Origin of the sequence: Streptomyces sp. E11-3, from assembly GCF_046540415.1 — a bacterium.
GTDB lineage: Bacteria > Actinomycetota > Actinomycetes > Streptomycetales > Streptomycetaceae > Streptomyces.
In genome coordinates this window covers 1270912-1287695 of record NZ_JAZGRL010000001.1, presented here as the reverse complement: position 1 = coordinate 1287695, position 16784 = coordinate 1270912, and the positions used below count along the sequence as shown (strand labels likewise).

General features: G+C 69.2%; 16 protein-coding genes. 3 read left to right on the top strand and 13 right to left on the bottom strand.

Annotated features, from left to right (window positions below; genetic code table 11):
• Positions 1–184: 184 nt before the first annotated feature.
• From pssA to U9R90_RS05855, 9 genes are all read right to left on the bottom strand, one after another.
• Entirely contained in the window at positions 185–1045 is an 861-nt protein-coding gene (pssA, locus tag U9R90_RS05895) for a CDP-diacylglycerol--serine O-phosphatidyltransferase (RefSeq protein ID WP_411055313.1), read from the bottom strand.
• Positions 1032–1688 carry a phosphatidylserine decarboxylase gene (locus tag U9R90_RS05890; RefSeq protein ID WP_411055312.1) on the bottom strand — a complete coding sequence of 219 codons (657 nt, stop codon included), beginning with the start codon at positions 1686–1688 and terminating at the stop codon, positions 1032–1034. The genes pssA and U9R90_RS05890 overlap by 14 nt, the downstream gene beginning before the upstream one ends.
• 172 nt (positions 1689–1860) lie before the next feature.
• A complete protein-coding gene (locus U9R90_RS05885) occupies positions 1861–3066 on the bottom strand; it encodes an acyl-CoA dehydrogenase family protein (RefSeq protein WP_411055311.1) in 1206 nt (401 codons plus the stop codon).
• A gap of 2 nt (positions 3067–3068) precedes the next feature.
• Positions 3069–3581, bottom strand: coding sequence for a MaoC family dehydratase (locus U9R90_RS05880; protein WP_411055310.1), 513 nt, complete (start codon positions 3579–3581; stop codon positions 3069–3071).
• Between the two features lie 6 nt (positions 3582–3587).
• Positions 3588–4553 carry an HpcH/HpaI aldolase/citrate lyase family protein gene (locus U9R90_RS05875; RefSeq protein WP_411055309.1) on the bottom strand — a complete coding sequence of 322 codons (966 nt, stop codon included), beginning with the start codon at positions 4551–4553 and terminating at the stop codon, positions 3588–3590.
• Complete coding sequence (locus U9R90_RS05870; protein ID WP_411055308.1) at positions 4550–6577, bottom strand: protein meaA; 2028 nt, start codon at positions 6575–6577, stop codon at positions 4550–4552. The genes U9R90_RS05875 and U9R90_RS05870 overlap by 4 nt, the downstream gene beginning before the upstream one ends.
• A gap of 9 nt (positions 6578–6586) precedes the next feature.
• Positions 6587–7924, bottom strand: a complete 1338-nt coding sequence (ccrA, locus tag U9R90_RS05865) for a crotonyl-CoA carboxylase/reductase (RefSeq protein WP_411055307.1) — start codon at positions 7922–7924, stop codon at positions 6587–6589.
• A 431-nt stretch (positions 7925–8355) separates the two neighbouring features.
• Entirely contained in the window at positions 8356–9201 is an 846-nt protein-coding gene (locus U9R90_RS05860) for a TetR family transcriptional regulator (RefSeq protein ID WP_411055306.1), read from the bottom strand.
• Positions 9202–9274: 73 nt separating this feature from the next.
• Positions 9275–11059, bottom strand: a complete 1785-nt coding sequence (locus tag U9R90_RS05855; RefSeq protein WP_411055305.1) for a 3-hydroxyacyl-CoA dehydrogenase family protein — start codon at positions 11057–11059, stop codon at positions 9275–9277.
• Between the two features lie 371 nt (positions 11060–11430).
• Between U9R90_RS05855 and U9R90_RS05850 the strand changes: the two genes are divergently transcribed.
• Positions 11431–12033, top strand: a complete 603-nt coding sequence (locus tag U9R90_RS05850; protein WP_411055304.1) for a HEAT repeat domain-containing protein — start codon at positions 11431–11433, stop codon at positions 12031–12033.
• Positions 12034–12095: 62 nt separating this feature from the next.
• Here U9R90_RS05850 and U9R90_RS05845 read toward each other — a convergent pair whose 3' ends face one another.
• Together U9R90_RS05845 and U9R90_RS05840 are read right to left on the bottom strand one after the other, a co-directional pair.
• Complete coding sequence (locus tag U9R90_RS05845) at positions 12096–12611, bottom strand: GNAT family N-acetyltransferase (protein ID WP_411055303.1); 516 nt, start codon at positions 12609–12611, stop codon at positions 12096–12098.
• A gap of 9 nt (positions 12612–12620) precedes the next feature.
• On the bottom strand, positions 12621–13142 hold the full coding sequence (locus U9R90_RS05840) for an SRPBCC family protein (protein ID WP_411055302.1): 522 nt from the start codon (positions 13140–13142) through the stop codon (positions 12621–12623).
• 63 nt (positions 13143–13205) lie between these two features.
• Between U9R90_RS05840 and U9R90_RS05835 the strand changes: the two genes are divergently transcribed.
• On the top strand, positions 13206–13802 hold the full coding sequence (locus U9R90_RS05835) for a TetR/AcrR family transcriptional regulator (RefSeq protein WP_411055301.1): 597 nt from the start codon (positions 13206–13208) through the stop codon (positions 13800–13802).
• 78 nt (positions 13803–13880) lie between these two features.
• Here the strand turns inward: U9R90_RS05835 and U9R90_RS05830 are convergent, their stop codons facing one another.
• Both U9R90_RS05830 and U9R90_RS05825 read right to left on the bottom strand, forming a co-directional pair.
• Positions 13881–14282, bottom strand: coding sequence for a RidA family protein (locus U9R90_RS05830; RefSeq protein ID WP_411055300.1), 402 nt, complete (start codon positions 14280–14282; stop codon positions 13881–13883).
• A gap of 74 nt (positions 14283–14356) precedes the next feature.
• Positions 14357–15949, bottom strand: coding sequence for an alpha/beta hydrolase (locus tag U9R90_RS05825; protein WP_411055299.1), 1593 nt, complete (start codon positions 15947–15949; stop codon positions 14357–14359).
• Positions 15950–16161: 212 nt separating this feature from the next.
• Here U9R90_RS05825 and U9R90_RS05820 point away from each other — a divergent pair, with 212 nt between their 5' ends.
• Positions 16162–16605: an SRPBCC family protein gene (locus U9R90_RS05820; RefSeq protein ID WP_411055298.1), complete on the top strand. Its 444-nt coding sequence runs from the start codon at positions 16162–16164 to the stop codon at positions 16603–16605.
• Positions 16606–16784: the final 179 nt, after the last annotated feature.

Here is a 16784-nt window from a genome sequence, read left to right as displayed (position 1 = left end):
CGGCCGGGCTGATTTCAGCCCGGCCGGCGTTTGAGGCCATCTTTCAGCCCGGCCGGCGAGGCCTTTCGGGAAGGGGCGGGGTGGGGGACAAAGCCCTGACGCCCGCCACGACCCGCCGTACCCCAACAACGCCGAAGGGGGTCCGAACCGTACGGTTCGGACCCCCTTCGGGGAACGCGGAAGGTTACGGCAGCTGCGCCGCCCGCGCCTCGCGACGGTTGTCGCGGAAGTTGTTGACACGGCGAGCCGTGGCGAACAACGGAATCACCGCACCGAGCACCAACTGCAGCGCACACCCCGTCTGCAGCAGCAGCTGACCACCGGGCGCCTCGAACGCCCAGGCCGCCAGCAACCCCATCGCGGACACGATCCACGCCAGCATCGCCACCGCCAGCGGCCCCCGCGGCTTCGGGTACTCGACCCGGCTGACCATCAGCCACGCCGTACCGATGATCGCCAGCAGCGTGGCGACGAACGGCAGCTCAAGCAGCACGATGGAGACGACCGTGAGCGCCCCGAAGGGGCTCGGCATGCCCTGGAAGGTGCCGTCCTTCACCGTGACGACGGAGAATCTCGCCAGTCGCAGCACGACCGCGAGCAGCACCACGATGGCCCCCACCGCGGCCACCCGCTGGTAGGCGCCGTCCGTGACCATGCCGTACACGAGCACGAAGTACGCGGGCGCGAGACCGAAGCTGATCAGGTCCGAGAGGTTGTCCAGCTCGGCGCCCATCGGCGAGCTGCGCAGCTTGCGTGCCACCAGCCCGTCGAAGAGGTCGAAGACGGCCGCGCAGAGCATCAGGATCACCGCGGTCGCGGCGGAGTGCCGGGCCATGCCGGTGACCTCGGTGCCGGTGACGTGCGGAATCAGGATGCCGGTGGTGGTGAAGTACACCGCCATGAAGCCACACGTGGCGTTACCGAGAGTGAGGGTGTCCGCTATCGACAGCCGCAGTGACAGCGGCATGTCCTCGGCGCGGTCCTCGCTCTCGTCCTCTGACTCCGGGACCCAGCCGGCCTGTGTGTCAGGATCAACCACGCTCAATGCGAGTCACCCCAGCCACGGTCTTCTGACCCACCTCGACGGCGACGTCGACCCCCTCCGGGAGATAGATGTCGACGCGCGAGCCGAAGCGGATCAGGCCGATGCGCTCGCCCTGCTCCACCTTGGTGCCCTGGGGGATGTACGGGACGATGCGCCGGGCGACCGCTCCCGCGATCTGCACCATCTCGATGTCGCCGAGCTCGGTGTCGAAGTGCCAGACGACGCGCTCGTTGTTCTCGCTCTCCTTGTTGAACGCCGGGACGAACCCGCCGGGGATGTGCTCCACGGACGTCACCGTGCCGGCCAGGGGCGCGCGGTTGACGTGGACGTTCAGCGGGCTCATGAAGATCGCGACGCGGGTGCGCCCGTCCTTCCACGGCATGATGCTCTGCACCACACCGTCGGCCGGCGAGATGATCTGGCCCTGGGCGATCTCTCGCTCAGGGTCGCGGAAGAACCACAGCATGCCCGCCGCGAGCGCCGTGGCGGGCACGGCCACGGCCGCGGCGCCCTTGGAACGGCGCGCGCGGGCGAGGCTCAGCGCTGCGGTGGCGACGGTCGGCAGGAGCCACGGCGATGCGCCACGCGCCAGACGACCCTTGAGGAAGCCTTCACGCGGTGCAGAGGTTTGGCTGTGGGGCATGGATGACCTTCGTAGCGGATGATGCCGCGCTTCAGAGGGGGGACGGCGGCGGCTTTCCCGGGATGGTATCGGTTGCGTGCCACAACTGGGCAAGCCACGAAGCCGAGTCGGCCGCCAAGAAGCGTTGACGGGGTGTGATCTTCGTCCCGACGAAAGCCCTCAAAAGGGACTTTCATCCCTGGAATCGGTACTCCTCGAGCAGTCGGCGGCCAATGATCATTTTCTGGATCTCGGCGGTACCTTCACCGATCAGCAGCATCGGCGCCTCGCGGTAGAGGCGCTCGATCTCGTACTCCTTCGAGAAGCCGTAGCCGCCGTGGATCCGGAACGCGTCCTCCACGACCTCCTTGCAGTATTCGGATGCGAGGTACTTCGCCATCCCTGCTTCAAGGTCGTTTCGCTCCCCGGAGTCCTTTTTGCGTGCTGCGTTTACCATCATCGCATGCGCGGCCTCGACCTTGGTCGCCATCTCGGCCAGCTTGAACTGGATCGCCTGGTGCTGGGCGATCGGCTTGCCGAAAGTGTGACGTTGCTGGGCATACGAGACGCCCAGTTCGAAAGCACGATGTGCGACACCACAGCCACGTGCGGCAACGTTGACGCGGCCGACTTCGACGCCGTCCATCATTTGGTAAAACCCTCGGCCGGTGGTCCCGCCAAGTACCCGATTGGCCGGAATGCGCAGTCCGTCCATGATCAACTCGGTGGTGTCCACCCCCTTGTAGCCCATCTTGTCGATCTTCCCGGGGATGGTGAGGCCGGGGCGGACCTCTCCGAAGCCGGGCTCCTTCTCGACGAGGAAGGTGGTCATCGACTTGTGCGGCGCGGTGCCCTCGGGGTGTCCTTCGTCACTTCGGCACAGGACGGCCACGAGTGTGGACGAACCGCCGTTGGTGAGCCACATCTTCTGACCGTTCAGGACGTACTCGTCGCCGTCCTTGACGCCCTTGGACGTGATCGCCGACACGTCGGAGCCGAGCGCCGGCTCGGACATCGAGAACGCGCCGCGCACCTCGCCCAGCGCCATCCGGGGCAGGAAGGTGTCCTTCTGCTCCTGGGTGCCGTGCTGCTTGAGCATGTACGCCACGATGAAGTGCGTGTTGATGATGCCGGACACGCTCATCCAGCCGCGCGCGATCTCCTCCACGCACAGCGCGTAGGTGAGCAGCGACTCGCCCAGACCGCCGTACTCCTCGGGGATCATCAGCCCGAACAGGCCGAGTTCCTTGAGGCCTTCGACGATCTGCGTCGGGTACTCGTCGCGGTGCTCCAGCTCGGTGGCGACCGGGATGATCTCCTTGTCGACGAAGTCCCGCACCGTGGACAGGATTTCCTGCTGGACGTCGGTGAGACCGGGGGTCTGGGCGAGTCGGCTCATCGTTACTTCTCCTGGCTCTTCAGCTCCGGGCGGCCGGGCTGCTCGCCGCCGCGCTCCTTGATGTACGTCTCGGTGGGGACCATCACCTTGCGGCGGAACACGCAGACCAGCGTGCCGTCCTGCTTGTATCCCTTGGTCTCCACATAGACGATCCCGCGGTCCGACTTGGACTTCGACGGCGTCTTGTCGAGCACGGTCGTCTCACCGTAGATCGTGTCGCCGTGGAAGGTCGGCGCCACGTGCTTCAGCGACTCGATCTCCAGGTTGGCGATCGCCTTGCCCGAGACGTCCGGGACCGACATGCCGAGCAGCAGCGAGTAGATGTAGTTGCCCACGACGACGTTCTTGCCGAAGTCCGTCGTCTTCTCCGCATAGTTGGTGTCCATGTGGAGCGGGTGGTGGTTCATGGTGAGCAGGCAGAAGAGGTGGTCGTCGTACTCGGTGACCGTCTTTCCCGGCCAGTGCTTGTAGACGTCCCCGACGGTGAACTCTTCGTAGGTGCGGCCGAACTGCATGGTGTCTTACGCCTCCGGGGCCTCGAACTTGGACGTGCGCTGCATGCCGGCGGCCCGGCCCTTGCCGGAGATGACCAGGGCCATCTTGCGGCTGGCTTCGTCGATCATCTCGTCGCCGAGCATCGCGGAGCCCTTCTTGCCGCCCTCTTCGGACGTGAAGTAGTCGTAGGCGTCCAGGATCAGCTCGGCGTGGTCGTAGTCCTCCTGGGAGGGCGAGAAGACCTCGTTGGCCGCGTCGACCTGGCCGGGGTGCAGCACCCACTTGCCGTCGAAGCCGAGGGCCGCGGCGCGCTGCGCGACCGCCTTGTAGCCCTCGATGTTCTTGATCTGGAGGTACGGGCCGTCGATGGCCTGCAGGTTGTGGGTGCGGGCGGCCATCAGGATGCGCATCAGGATGTAGTGGTACGCGTCCGCCGGGTAGCCCGGCGGCTGCTCGCCGACGACCAGGGACTTCATGTTGATGGACGCCATGAAGTCGGCCGGGCCGAAGATGATGGTCTCGGTACGCGGCGAGGCGGCCGCGATCTCGTCGACGTTCACCAGGCCCTTGGCGTTCTCGATCTGCGCCTCGATGCCGATCTTGCCGACCTCGAAGCCCATGGTCTTCTCGATCTGCGTGAGCAGCAGGTCCAGGGCGACGATCTGCTGGGCGTCCTGGACCTTCGGCAGCATGATGCAGTCGAGGTTCTGGCCGGCGCCCTCGACGACCGTGATCACATCGCGGTACGTCCAGTGGGTCGTCCAGTCGTTGACGCGCACGACACGGGTCTTGCCCGTCCAGTCACCCTCGTTCAGGAACTTCACGATGGTGTGCCGGGCGTCCGGCTTGGCCAGCGGCGCGCAGGCGTCCTCCAGGTCCAGGAAGACCTGGTCGGCCGGGAGGCCCTGGGCCTTCTCCAGGAAGCGCGGGTTCGAGCCGGGGACCGCGAGGCAGGAGCGGCGCGGACGAAGGCGATTCACGGGCTGGGTCATGCGGGGACCTCCAGAGGGTCGAGCTTGTTCGCTTTCCGGATCTCGTCGACGATACGGCCGATGATCTCCGTGATACCGAAGTCCTTCGGGGTGAAGACGGCGGCCACGCCCGCGCGCTTCAGTTCTTCGGCGTCGGCGTTCGGGATGATCCCGCCGACGATCACCGGGATGTCGGCGGCGCCCGCTTCGCGGAGCCGTTCCAGCACATCCGGCACCAGCTCGGCGTGCGAGCCGGAGAGGATCGACAGGCCCACGCAGTGCACGTCCTCCGCGAGCGCGGCGGAGACGATCTGCTCGGGCGTGAGCCTGATCCCCTGGTAGACCACTTCGAAACCGGCGTCACGCGCGCGTACCGCGATCTGCTCGGCGCCGTTGGAGTGCCCGTCCAGGCCGGGCTTGCCGACCAGCAGCCGCAGCCGCCCGGAACCCATCTCCTCAGCGGTCCTGGCGACCTTCTCGCGGACGACCGCGAGCGGGGTGCCCTCCTCGGCCGTGACCGCCACGGGAGCCGACGAGACGCCCGTAGGAGCCCGGAACTCGCCGAACACCTCCCGCAGGGCCCCAGCCCACTCGCCGGTCGTGACACCGGCGCGTGCGCATTCCAGGGTGGCCTCCATCAGGTTCGCGTCGGTGGCGGCGGCCTCCTTCAGCTTCTCCAGGGCCTTGCAGGGCCGCGGGTGGTTGAAGGGCGGCTGGTAGCGGTTGTCGCGCCAGTCGCGCAGCGCCGCGGTGACCCGGCCCTCGACGGCCGGGTCCACGGACATGATCGAGCCGTCCAGGTCCGCGGTGAGCGGGTTCGGCTCGGTGGACTCGTAGCAGTTGACACCGACGATCTTCTCGTCGCCCGACTCGATCCGCGCCCGCCGCTCGGCGTGCGAGGAGACCAGCTGGGACTTGAGATAGCCGGACTCGACGGCCGCCATCGCACCGCCCATCTCCTGGATACGGTCCATCTCGGCCAGCGAGTCGGTCACCAGGGCTGCCACCTTGGCCTCGATCACATGCGACCCGGCGAAGATGTCCTCGTACTCCAGCAGGTCCGACTCATGGGCCAACACCTGCTGGATGCGCAGCGACCACTGCTGGTCCCAGGGGCGCGGCAGCCCGAGTGCCTCGTTCCACGCCGGGAGCTGCACGGCACGCGCGCGTGCGTCCTTGGAGAGGGTGACGGCCAGCATCTCCAGGACGATCCGCTGGACGTTGTTCTCCGGCTGCGCCTCGGTCAGACCGAGCGAGTTGACCTGGACGCCGTAGCGGAAGCGGCGCTGCTTGGCGTTCTCGATGCCGTACCGCTCACGCGTCACCTGGTCCCAGATGCGGCCGAACGCCCGCATCTTGCACATCTCCTCGACGAAGCGGACGCCCGCGTTCACGAAGAACGAGATCCGGGCGACCACATCGCCGAACTTCTCCGGCGGCACCTGCCCCGAGTCCCGTACGGCGTCGAGCACGGCGATCGCGGTGGACATCGCGTACGCGATCTCCTGCACCGGCGTGGCCCCGGCCTCCTGCAGGTGGTAACTGCAGATGTTGATCGGGTTCCACTTGGGGATGTGCGCCACCGTGTACGTGATCATGTCGGTGGTCAGCCGCAGCGAGGGCCCCGGCGGGAAGACATGCGTCCCGCGCGAGAGGTACTCCTTGACGATGTCGTTCTGCGTCGTGCCCTGCAACTGGCTGATGTCGGCGCCCTGTTCCTCGGCGACGACCTGGTAGAGCGCCAGTAGCCACATGGCCGTGGCGTTGATCGTCATCGAGGTGTTCATCTGCTCCAGGGGGATGTCCTGGAACAGCCGCCGCATGTCACCGACATGGGAGACCGGGACCCCGACCCGGCCGACCTCGCCGCGGGCGAGGATGTGGTCGGGGTCGTAGCCGGTCTGCGTCGGCAGGTCGAACGCGACCGACAGGCCGGTCTGGCCCTTGGCGAGATTGCGCCGGTACAGCTCGTTGGACGCCTCGGCGGTGGAGTGACCGGCGTAGGTCCGCATCAGCCACGGCCGGTCCTTCTGGCGCTCTGTCATCGGGTGACCTCAGACGTTCCGGAAGCGGTTGATGGCGTCGATGTGCTGGGCGCGCTTCTCCTCGTCGCGCACACCGAGGCCCTCGCGCGGGGCCAGAGCCAGCACGCCGACCTTGCCCTGGTGGAGGTTGCGGTGCACGTCGTACGCGGCCTGCCCGGTGTCTTCGAGCGAGTACACCTTCGACAAGGTGGGGTGGATCTTGCCCTTGGCGATGAGGCGGTTGGCCTCCCAGGCCTCGCGGTAGTTGGCGAAGTGGGAGCCGACGATCTTCTTCAGGGACATCCACAGGTAGCGGTTGTCGTACTCGTGGTTGTACCCGGAGGTCGAGGCGCAGGTGACGATCGTGCCGCCCTTGCGGGTGACGTACACGCTCGCGCCGAAGGTCTCGCGGCCCGGGTGCTCGAAGACGATGTCCACGTCCTCGCCGCCGGTCAGCTCGCGGATGCGCTTGCCGAAGCGCTTCCACTCGCGCGGGTCCTGGGTGTGCTCGTCCTTCCAGAACTTGTAGCCCTCGGCGTTGCGGTCGATGATCGCCTCGGCGCCCATCTTGCGGCAGATCTCCGCCTTCTGGTCGCTGGAGACGACACAGATCGGGGTGGCGCCGCCGGCGAGCGCGAACTGGGTGGCGTAACTGCCGAGGCCGCCGCTGGCGCCCCAGATCAGTACGTTGTCGCCCTGCTTCATCCCGGCGCCGTTGCGGGACACCAGCTGGCGGTACGCGGTGGAGTTCACCAGGCCGGGGGCCGCGGCCTCCTCCCAGCTGAGGTGGTCGGGCTTGGGCATCAGCTGGTTCGACTTGACCAGGGCGATCTCCGCGAGGCCGCCGAAGTTGGTCTCGAAGCCCCAGATGCGCTGCTCGGGGTCGAGCATCGTGTCGTTGTGGCCATCCGACGATTCCAGCTCGACGGAGAGGCAGTGCGCGACGACCTCGTCACCGGGGTTCCAGGCGTTCACGCCGGGCCCGGTGCGCAGGACGACGCCCGCGAGGTCGGAGCCGATGACGTGGTACGGCAGGTCGTGCCGCTTGGTGAGCTCGCTGAGCCGGCCGTACCGCTCCAGGAAGCCGAAGGTGGCCATCGGCTCGAAGATCGAGGTCCAGACGGAGTTGTAGTTCACGGAGGAGGCCATCACGGCGACCAGAGCCTCGCCCGGACCGAGTTCGGGCACGGGCACCTCGTCGAGGTGCAGCGACTTGCGCGGGTCCTTGTCGCGGGTGTCCAGGCCTTCGAACATCCCGGTCTCGTCCTTGTGCACGGTGATCGCGCGGTACGACTCGGGGATGGACAGGGCCGCGAAGTCGGCGGCCGAACTGTCCTGCGATTGGATCGCGTCCAGGATTTCCTTCACGGGGTGCCTCCGGCGAAGCGTTTGTTTCGGGAACGCTTGAGGGGAACGTCGGGATGGTGCTGTGGAGGTGTGCCGTCGGTTCGGCGGAGGTGGTGCTTTGGCGGCGCCTTGGTGTGGCGCGGGAGGTGCCTGTGACGCAGGCGTCCGGGCGGTTGAGGGGACAGCCGGCGTACGGAGGTTCGCTGCACGCCGGCCGCCCGGACAACATCAACGTATGACACCCGGTGCCAGTCGGCAAGACACTGAGTGCCAGTAATTTCTCTCACCTGTCATCCGACGGCAACAAATGAGCGATGATCGATCATTGCAGGTCAGAGAGGGTGTTCGCGGTGCACACAAAGCGGACATAGAACGCAAAAGATACCGGACGGGCTCAATTTGAGCCCGTCCGGCGATTGATGACAAAGGGGGCTGGGGCGGAGCCCCGGAAGCTAGCCGCGCTCGCGCAGCGCGTTTTCAATCGTGCGCATGACCTCGTCCAGGGGTGCGTCCGTGCGGGCCACGGTCACCAGGACCTCGCCCTGCGCCCGCACCGAAGCCGCGGCGTGCGACTGCGTCTCCGACGAGCGACCCGCGCCGATGCCCGTGCCGAAGGTCTTGCGGACGATCGCGAAGGCCCGGTCGAGTTGGGTCTCCACATCGCCCTGGCCGCCCGCCCGCAGCCAGCGCCGCAGTACGTGGTTGTGCGCGGTGACCACCGCGGACGCGGCGACCTCGGCGAGCAGCGGGTCGTCGTTGCCGTCGTGGTGCGCGTGCTCGTCGAAGTGGCCGAGCAGATAGCGGGTGAACAGCCGCTCGTACCGGGCGACCGACGCGATCTCGCGCTCGCGCAGGGTCGGTACCTCGCGGGTCAGCCGGTAGCGCTCGACGGACACCGTCGGCTGGGCCGCGTACATCTTCATGACTTCCTTGATGCCGCGGCACACGGTGTCCAGCGGGTGCTCATGCGGCGGCGCCGCGTTCAGCACCGCCTCCGCGCGGATCAGGGTGTCGTCGTGGTCCGGGAAGATCGCCTCTTCCTTGGAGCGGAAGTGCCGGAAGAAGGTCCGGCGGGCGACCCCGGCGGTGGCGGCGATCTCGTCGACGGTCGTCGCCTCGTAGCCCTTCGTCGCGAACAGCTCCATGGCCGCGGCGGCCAGTTCCCGGCGCATCTTGAGCCGTTGCGTCGCGGCGCGGCTGCCCGCGGAGTTCTCCGGGGCGGCGTCGGGCGTGGCGGGCGTACGCGAAGGCCGTCGGCCAGGATCTGTGGGCTGGGGCATGCACCGAACGTACTGCATGTACGCAGTCGGGGGCGGACCCGGGACGGTACTGCCCGAGGGCTCGAGCAGCCCGCCCCAGTCCGCGTGCGACTCAGCGCCTGGCATATTCGCGGAAGCCGCGCCCCGTCTTCCGCCCCAGGCACCCCGCGGCCACCAGATGCTCGAGCAGCGGTGCCGGGGCCAGGCCCGGGTCGCGGAACTCGCGGTGCAGCACCTGCTCGATGGCGAGCGAGACATCGAGGCCGACGACGTCCAGGAGCTCGAAGGGCCCCATCGGGTAGCCGCCGCCGAGCTTCATCGCGGCGTCGATGTCGTCGAGCGTCGCATAGTGCTCCTGCACCATCTTGATCGCGTTGTTGAGGTACGGGAACAGCAGCGCGTTCACGATGAATCCGGCGCGGTCGCCGCAGTCCACCGGGTGCTTACGGACCTTGGTGCACACCTCGCGGACGGTGGCGTGGACATCGTCCGAGGTCAGCACGGTGCGGACCACCTCGACCAGCTTCATGGCCGGGGCCGGGTTGAAGAAGTGCATCCCGATCACGTCCTGCGGGCGCGAGGTGGCGCGGGCGCAGGCCACGACCGGCAGCGAGGACGTGGTGGTCGCGAGCACAGCGCCCGGCTTGCACACCTTGTCGAGCGTGGCGAAAAGCTGCTGCTTGACAGCCAGGTCCTCGGCCACCGCCTCGACGGCCAGATCGACCTCGGCGAAGGCGTCGAGCGTGCCCGCGGGGGTGATCCTGGCCAGCACCTCGTCGGCCGCGTCCTGGGTCATCCGGCCCTTGCTGACCGAGCGCGAAAGCGACTTGGCGATACGGGACTTGGCGATCTCCGCCTTCTCCAGGCCGCGGGCCGCGAGCACGGTCGCGTACCCGGCCTTGGCGAAGACCTCGGCGATACCGGACGCCATGGTGCCCGAGCCCGCGACACCGACCGACTCGACGCTGCGGCCCGGCGTGACCGGCGCGTCCGCCAGCGGCGTGAGCGCGTCCCGCACCACGGTGGCGCTGCCCGCCTCCTCGTACGTGTAGAAGCCGCGGCCCGACTTGCGTCCGGTCAGCCCCGCCTCGCTGAGCTGCCCCAGGATCGGGGCCGGTGCGTGCAGCCGGTCGTGGGAGTCGGCGTACATCGCCTCCAGGACCGTACGCGCGGTGTCGACGCCGATCAGGTCGAGCAGCGCGAGCGGGCCCATCGGCAGCCCGCAGCCCAGCTTCATCGCGGCGTCGATGTCCTCGCGGGAGGCGTACTTCGCCTCGTACATCGCGGCGGCCTGGTTGAGGTAGCCGAACAGCAGCCCGTCCGCGACGAATCCGGGCCGGTCGCCGACCGACACCGGCTCCTTGCCGAGGTCCAGGGCGAGCGAGGTCACGGCCTCGACCGCCTGCGGGTCGGTGAGCACCGAGGAGACCACCTCGACCAGCTTCATCGCCGGGGCCGGGTTGAAGAAGTGCAGTCCGAGCACCCGCTCGGGGCGTTCCGAGTCGGCGGCGAGCCGGGTCACGGACAGGGCGTTGGTGCCGGTGGCCAGGATGGTGTCCGGGCGGACGATCGCGTCGAGTTCACGGAAGACCTGGTGCTTGATCTCGTAGGACTCCGGGACCACCTCGATCACCAGATCGGCGTCGGCCGCCGCCTGCAGGTCGCAGAAGGTACGGAAGCGGGCCAGTGCGCCCTGCCGTTCCTCCTCGGTGAGCAGCTCGCGCCGCACGGCACGGGCCGTCGAGGACTCGACCGCGGACACCGCCTGGGCGGCCGCGGCCTCACTGATGTCGATGCCGATGACCTCGCGTCCGGCGCGGGCCAGCACCTCGGCAATTCCGGTGCCCATGGTGCCGAGGCCGACGACGGCCACGGTCTGCAGGGAGGGACGGTCCATCGCGGACTCCAGGAATGAGTGGGTGACGACTGAGAGGGCACACGCGGACGGGCGGAGGCGGGGTGCCGAGCAGTGACTGCTGGGTGCGCCAAGGCGGGTACCGCGTGCGGGAGTTGCGTGTCGTGGCCGGGCGCGGAAAGCGCGCCCGTAAGAGGCCGACGGGCTCTGTCCCAAGCCGCGTCGTACTGATCGTGCTGAATACCGAACCGACAGAGCACTCGCGGCGGCTGCGTCACCAGGCCGCCGAGAGGTGCGGGGGTAACCCGCTCGTATGAGCTTAACTGGCTGGTAACGAGCGCGCCAGTCCCAGGACGTTGTGAGTTGAATCGCTCGGGAAGGCTGGGTTCAAAGCACCCCCTAAGGTGTCAGCCATGGATGAGGAGTTGCGGACGGTAACGGAACGTTTACGGATGGAAGCCGCCGCGGCTTCCTCGACCGAGGGCGCCAAGGTGCCCCTCCAGGCGTACGAACGCCTACGCGCCACCCGTGATCTCGGCGAGCTCGCCCAGGTGCTCACCGAGCCGGGGCAGCCCCTGTGGGCGCGCGAGATCGCCGCCTTCCGGCTCGGCCGCGCCGGCGACCGGCGGGCCTTCGAGACGCTCGTCCTGCTCCTCAACCACCGCGACCCCGAGCGCTGCGCCGCGGCCGCCCACGCGCTGGCCCGGCTCGGGGACCCGCGCACCGCGCGGGCGGCGGCCGCCCTCGCCACCAACGAACTCCGGGTCGCCTACGCGCTGCACCCGGTGCGGCTGCTGACCGCGCTGCGCGCCCCCGAGTCGGTGCCCGCGCTGATCACGGTGCTGGAGCGCCGCCTGAGCACCCCGCGCGACCCGTACTGGCGGGTTTCGCTCGCCTGTGTCGAGGGGCTCGGCGCGCTGGGCGACGGGCGCGCCGGGCCCGCGCTGACGGCGGCTCGCACCCATCCGCGGCTCGCGGCGGCGGCCACGGCGGCCCTGGCGCGGGTCGGCGGCTGAAGCCTGTCTTCGAGAGCCTGTCTTCGAGAGCTTGTCTTCGAGGCAGGCTTTGGCGGTCGCCGTCAGGTCAGCTCCCGTACGTACCGCACCTCGGGTACGGACACGCCCTGCACCTCGAAGGGCTCCTCCGCGCCGTCCGGCGTGAACCCGGCGCGTTCGTAGAAGCGCCGGGCGCGGGCGTTCCGCTTCAGGACCCAGAGCAGCAGGCGCGGCCAGCCGGCCGCGGCCGCGGCGCGCTGGGTCGCTGCCATCAGCGCGCGCCCGGCGCCGGTGCCGATGTACTCGGGGTGGACGTACAGCGCGTACAACTCGCCGTCCGCGGTGTGCGTTTCACCCTCGCGGTACGGGCCGTGGCAGGCCCAGCCGACGACGCTGCCCGCCCGCTCGGCGACCAGATCGACGCGCGGCCCGCCCGCTGCGAGCCGCCGCCGCTGCCGGGCCGCGTCCTCGGCGACACTGAGCGCGTCCAGATACGCCTGCGGGACCATGCCCCGGTACGCGGTCTGCCAGCCCCGTATCCGGATCTCGGCCACGGCGTCGCAGTCTGCGTCGGTCATCTCCCGTATGCGCAGGTCCATGCGCGCACCCTAGGTGCGGGTGCCCTGGCCAGGCGACGGACTTTCCCGGCGGGCGGCCAGGCGGCGCAGCAGTCGGACGTACGGGCTCCAGCGGGACGGGCGCGCGACCGTGCCGGTGAGGGCGTGCTCGGCGCGGTCCAGGCTGTCCTCCAGTACCGCGTCATGGCAGGCGCGGTAGAAGAGGGGCCAGGCGAGCCGGGCCGGACCGCGGGGGCGCAGGGTGAGGGTGTGGCGCAGCACCGTGCGCTCCTCGTCGACCGGATGGACGGTGTACTCGTGGAACCCGTGAAGGCCCCGCGGCCCGCTGAAGGTGAAGCGGACCCACTGCTGTGGGGCGTACGCCGAGACGGTGTACCGGACGGGGCCGTGGCCGCCCCGTGCGCCGGGTGACAGCTCGCGGTCCAGGCGCATCGGCGGCCACGCGTCGCCGGGCCACAACAGGTCGCCGGGTCCGGCGAGTCCGTCCAGGAGGGCGCCGACCTCGCTCGGCTTGGCGGGCAGGAGTCGTTCGTGGACGTTGAGCACGGCCATGGTGCCTGGTACCTCCCGTAGTAGAGAGTGCTCTCTAGAATTATGGAGGGTACTCTCCAATACATGGCGAGGCCACCCCAATACGACATCCACCGACTCCTCGACGCGGCCCTCGCGCTGGCCGCGGACGCGGGCCCGCCCGCGGTGACCATGGCGGCGGTCGCCAAGGCAGCGGGCGCGCCCAGCGGTTCGGTGTACCACCGCTTCCCGTCCCGCGCCGCTCTGCTGGCCCAGCTGTGGCTGCGTACCGTCGAGAGGTTCCAGGAGGGCTGGTTCGCGGTGCTGGAGTCGGAGGACGACCCCCGCAGAGCGGCCGCCGCCAGCTCGCGCCATGTCGTCGCCTGGTGCCGCGGACACCGTGCGGAGGCGGCCGTCCTGCTCTACGGGGCCGCGGACTTCGGCCGGGACGGCTGGCCCCAGGAGTACGTGCGCCGCATGGACGAGGGCAATCGCCGCGTCCGCGACGCACTCGGCGCGCTCGGCGCGTCCCTCGGTGCGCGGGGGCAGTTGGAGGCCGACCGGATCGCCCTGGCCGTGCTCGACCTGCCGGTGACGGTCGTCCGACGGCAGCTCAGGTCGGGCGCGCCGATCGAGGCGCGTACCGAGGAACTGGCCGAGCAGAGCACGCTGGCCCTGCTCGTGGATGTGGGGGAGCGGTAGCGCTTGGTCAGCGCTCGTGGATGTGGGGGAGTGGTAGCGCCTGGTCAGCCCTCGCGGATGTGGGGGAGCGGCGCTTGGTCAGTGCTCACCGATCACCGCGAACGCCTCGATCTCCAGCAGGAATTCGGGCGCTACCAGCGCCGCGACCTGGACCGCCGAGGAGGCGGGGAGCCGCTCGGGGTCGATGAACTCGTCCCGCGCGGCCCGCACGGCGGGCATGAACGCGGTGTCCGTGACGAAGTACGTCAGCTTCACCACGTCGTCGAAGTCCGCGCCCGCCGCCGCCAGGCAGTGGCGCAGATTCCGGAAGACCTGCCGGGCCTGGGCCGCCGGGTCGCCCGGCCCGACCAGCTCGCCCGCCGCGTCCAGGGCGAGTTGGCCGGATATCGCGACGAACCTGCCGGTGCCCAGCACCACATGGGTGTACGCGGTGGCAGGGAAGACGCCGTCGGGGTCGGGGATGCGGGTGAGTCGGCTCATGGGCTCATCCTCGCCCATGACGGCAGCCGCGCTCAGCTGCATGCCCACCCCCGACGGCACTCAGGTCAGGCCGGTCAGGACCTGAAGCCCAGCAGGCCGTGCAGCGTGGAGCCGCCCGTGCCGTTGCCGGTGCCCGCCGCCTTGGCCGAGGTGGCGGCCTCCAGCGGCTTGGGGTCGGGCAGTGCTGCGCAGACCGCGTCCGCGTCACCGCCGTCCCCGCGCGGGACCGTACCGTCGGTCAGATACTGCGCCAGATAGCCGTCCAGGCACTCGCTTCCGCTGAGCGTGATGCCGTGGTTTCCACCGCCCTGCTCGACCACCAGGCTGGAGCCGTGCAGCTTGTGTTTGGTGGTCACCGCGCCCTCGTACGGCGTGGCCGCGTCATCGGTCGCCTGGAAGAGCAGCACCGGCGGCAGCGCCGAGTTGGACACGTCAGGCGGGGTCAGCGAGCCCGTCGGCCAGAAAGCGCACGCGGCGTTGTACCAGGCGTTGTTCCAGGTCATGAAGGGTGCCTCGGAGTGCACCTTCCACGTGGTGCGGCGCCACTGGTTCCAGTCGCGCGGCCAGGGGGCGTCACGGCACTCCACCGCGGCGTAGACCGAGTACCCGTTGTCGCCGCTGGCGTCCACCGAGGCGAAGTTCTCGTACGCCTCGACGAGCGGTTCGGTGTCCTTGTCGTTGACGTACGCCGCGAACGCCTCGGCCAGATACGGCCAGTAGCCGTTGTAGTAGCCGCCGGGCAGGAAGGTGTCCTCCAGCTCGGACGCGCCGACCTTGCCGCCCGCGGGCCGCTTGGCGAGGGACTTGCGCATCTTGTACCAGGTGGCCTCGACCCTGGCCGGGTCGGTGCCGAGCCCGTACGCCGCGTCGTGCCCCGCGACCCAGGCCGCGAACGCCTTGTGCCGGTCGTCGAAGGCGTAGTCCTGCTTGAGGTTGACCTGCTCCCAGATGCCGGTCGGGTCGACCACGGAGTCGAGGACGGCCCGGCGTACCCGCTCGGGGAAGAGCTTCGCGTAGACAGCGCCCAGATACGTCCCGTACGAGTAACCGAAGTAGTTGATCTTCTCCGCGCCCAGTGCCCGGCGGATGACGTCCATGTCCGTGGCTGAGCTGACCGTGTCGATGTACTTGAGGAGGTGGCCGTACTTCTTGCCGCAGGACTCGGCGAAGGCCTTCGCCCGGGCGAGGTTGGCCCGCTCCAGCTTGCGCGTCTTGGGCACCGACGCGGGCCGTACCGGAGCGAAGTGGTCCGGGCGGCAGTCGAGCGCCGGCTCGCTGGCCCCGACGCCCCTGGGGTCAAAACCGATCACGTCGTACTGTGCCGCGACCTTCTTGGGCAGCGACTTGGCCACGAATCCGGCCAGGTTACGGCCGCTGCCGCCCGGTCCACCGGGGTTGACCAGCAGCGGGCCCTGGTAGGTCTGCGCGGTGTGCGGCACCCGGGACAGCGCGATCTTGATCTTCTTGCCGTGCGGTTTCGCGTGGTTGAGCGGCACCTTCACCGAGGAACACTGCAACGTCGGATAGTTCGCCGTGGCGCAGTCGGTCCACTTCAAGGTGGTGCGCGGAGCCGGGGCGTCACCGGGACTGGCTGCGGACGGAACGGCCGAGACCATTCCGCCGACCACCGCGGCGACACCGAGCAGCGCCAGTGCGTGCTTTCTCATCTGGCCTCCCGAGCTGGGGGGTTCGGACTGTGCATGTCACAGCCCCCGGCGCATCGTGCCCGAAACCCAGCCCGGAAGGACATGTTCTGCCGAGATTTGACCAGATTGAGGGTCCGTCATGTGGCGCGTGGCCCACCCGCGCCGGTCCACAATAGGACGAAGCAGGACCCCCAGCACCCGAGCAGCACCCGAGCACCAGTGGAGGAAGTGCCATGGCACAGGTCGAGGCCGTGACCGAGCGGACCATCACGGCGGAGCCGGACGACGTCTTCGACGCGCTGGCCGACTACAGCGGCACGCGCGCGAAGCTGCTGCCCGAGCACTTCAGCGAGTACGAGGTGCGCGAGGGCGGCGACGGCAAGGGCACCCTCGTCCACTGGAAGCTCCAGGCCACCAGCAAGCGCGTCCGGGACTGCCTGCTCGAGGTCGACGAGCCGACCGACGGGCAGCTCGTCGAGAAGGACCGCAACTCCTCGATGGTCACCACCTGGACCGTGACCCCGGCAGGTGAGGGCAAGGCGCGCGTGGTCGTCACCACCGTGTGGAACGGCGCGGGCGGCATCGGCGGCTTCTTCGAGAAGACCTTCGCGCCCAAGGGCCTCGGCCGGATCTACGACCAGGTCCTCGCCAAGCTGGCGGCCGAACTGGAGAAGTGACCACCCCTGGTGACGCCGGAGACGTGACCATCCGGTGGCACCGGGTACGTGACCACCCGGTGGCACCGGAGACGTGGCCAGGCGGCTCCAGTGACCCCCGGCGGCGCCGGCGCACTCACCGTTTCGAGTGGTTCTCACCCCTGGGGCGTTAGCCCGCCCCAGGGGCTCCCACCGGCGAT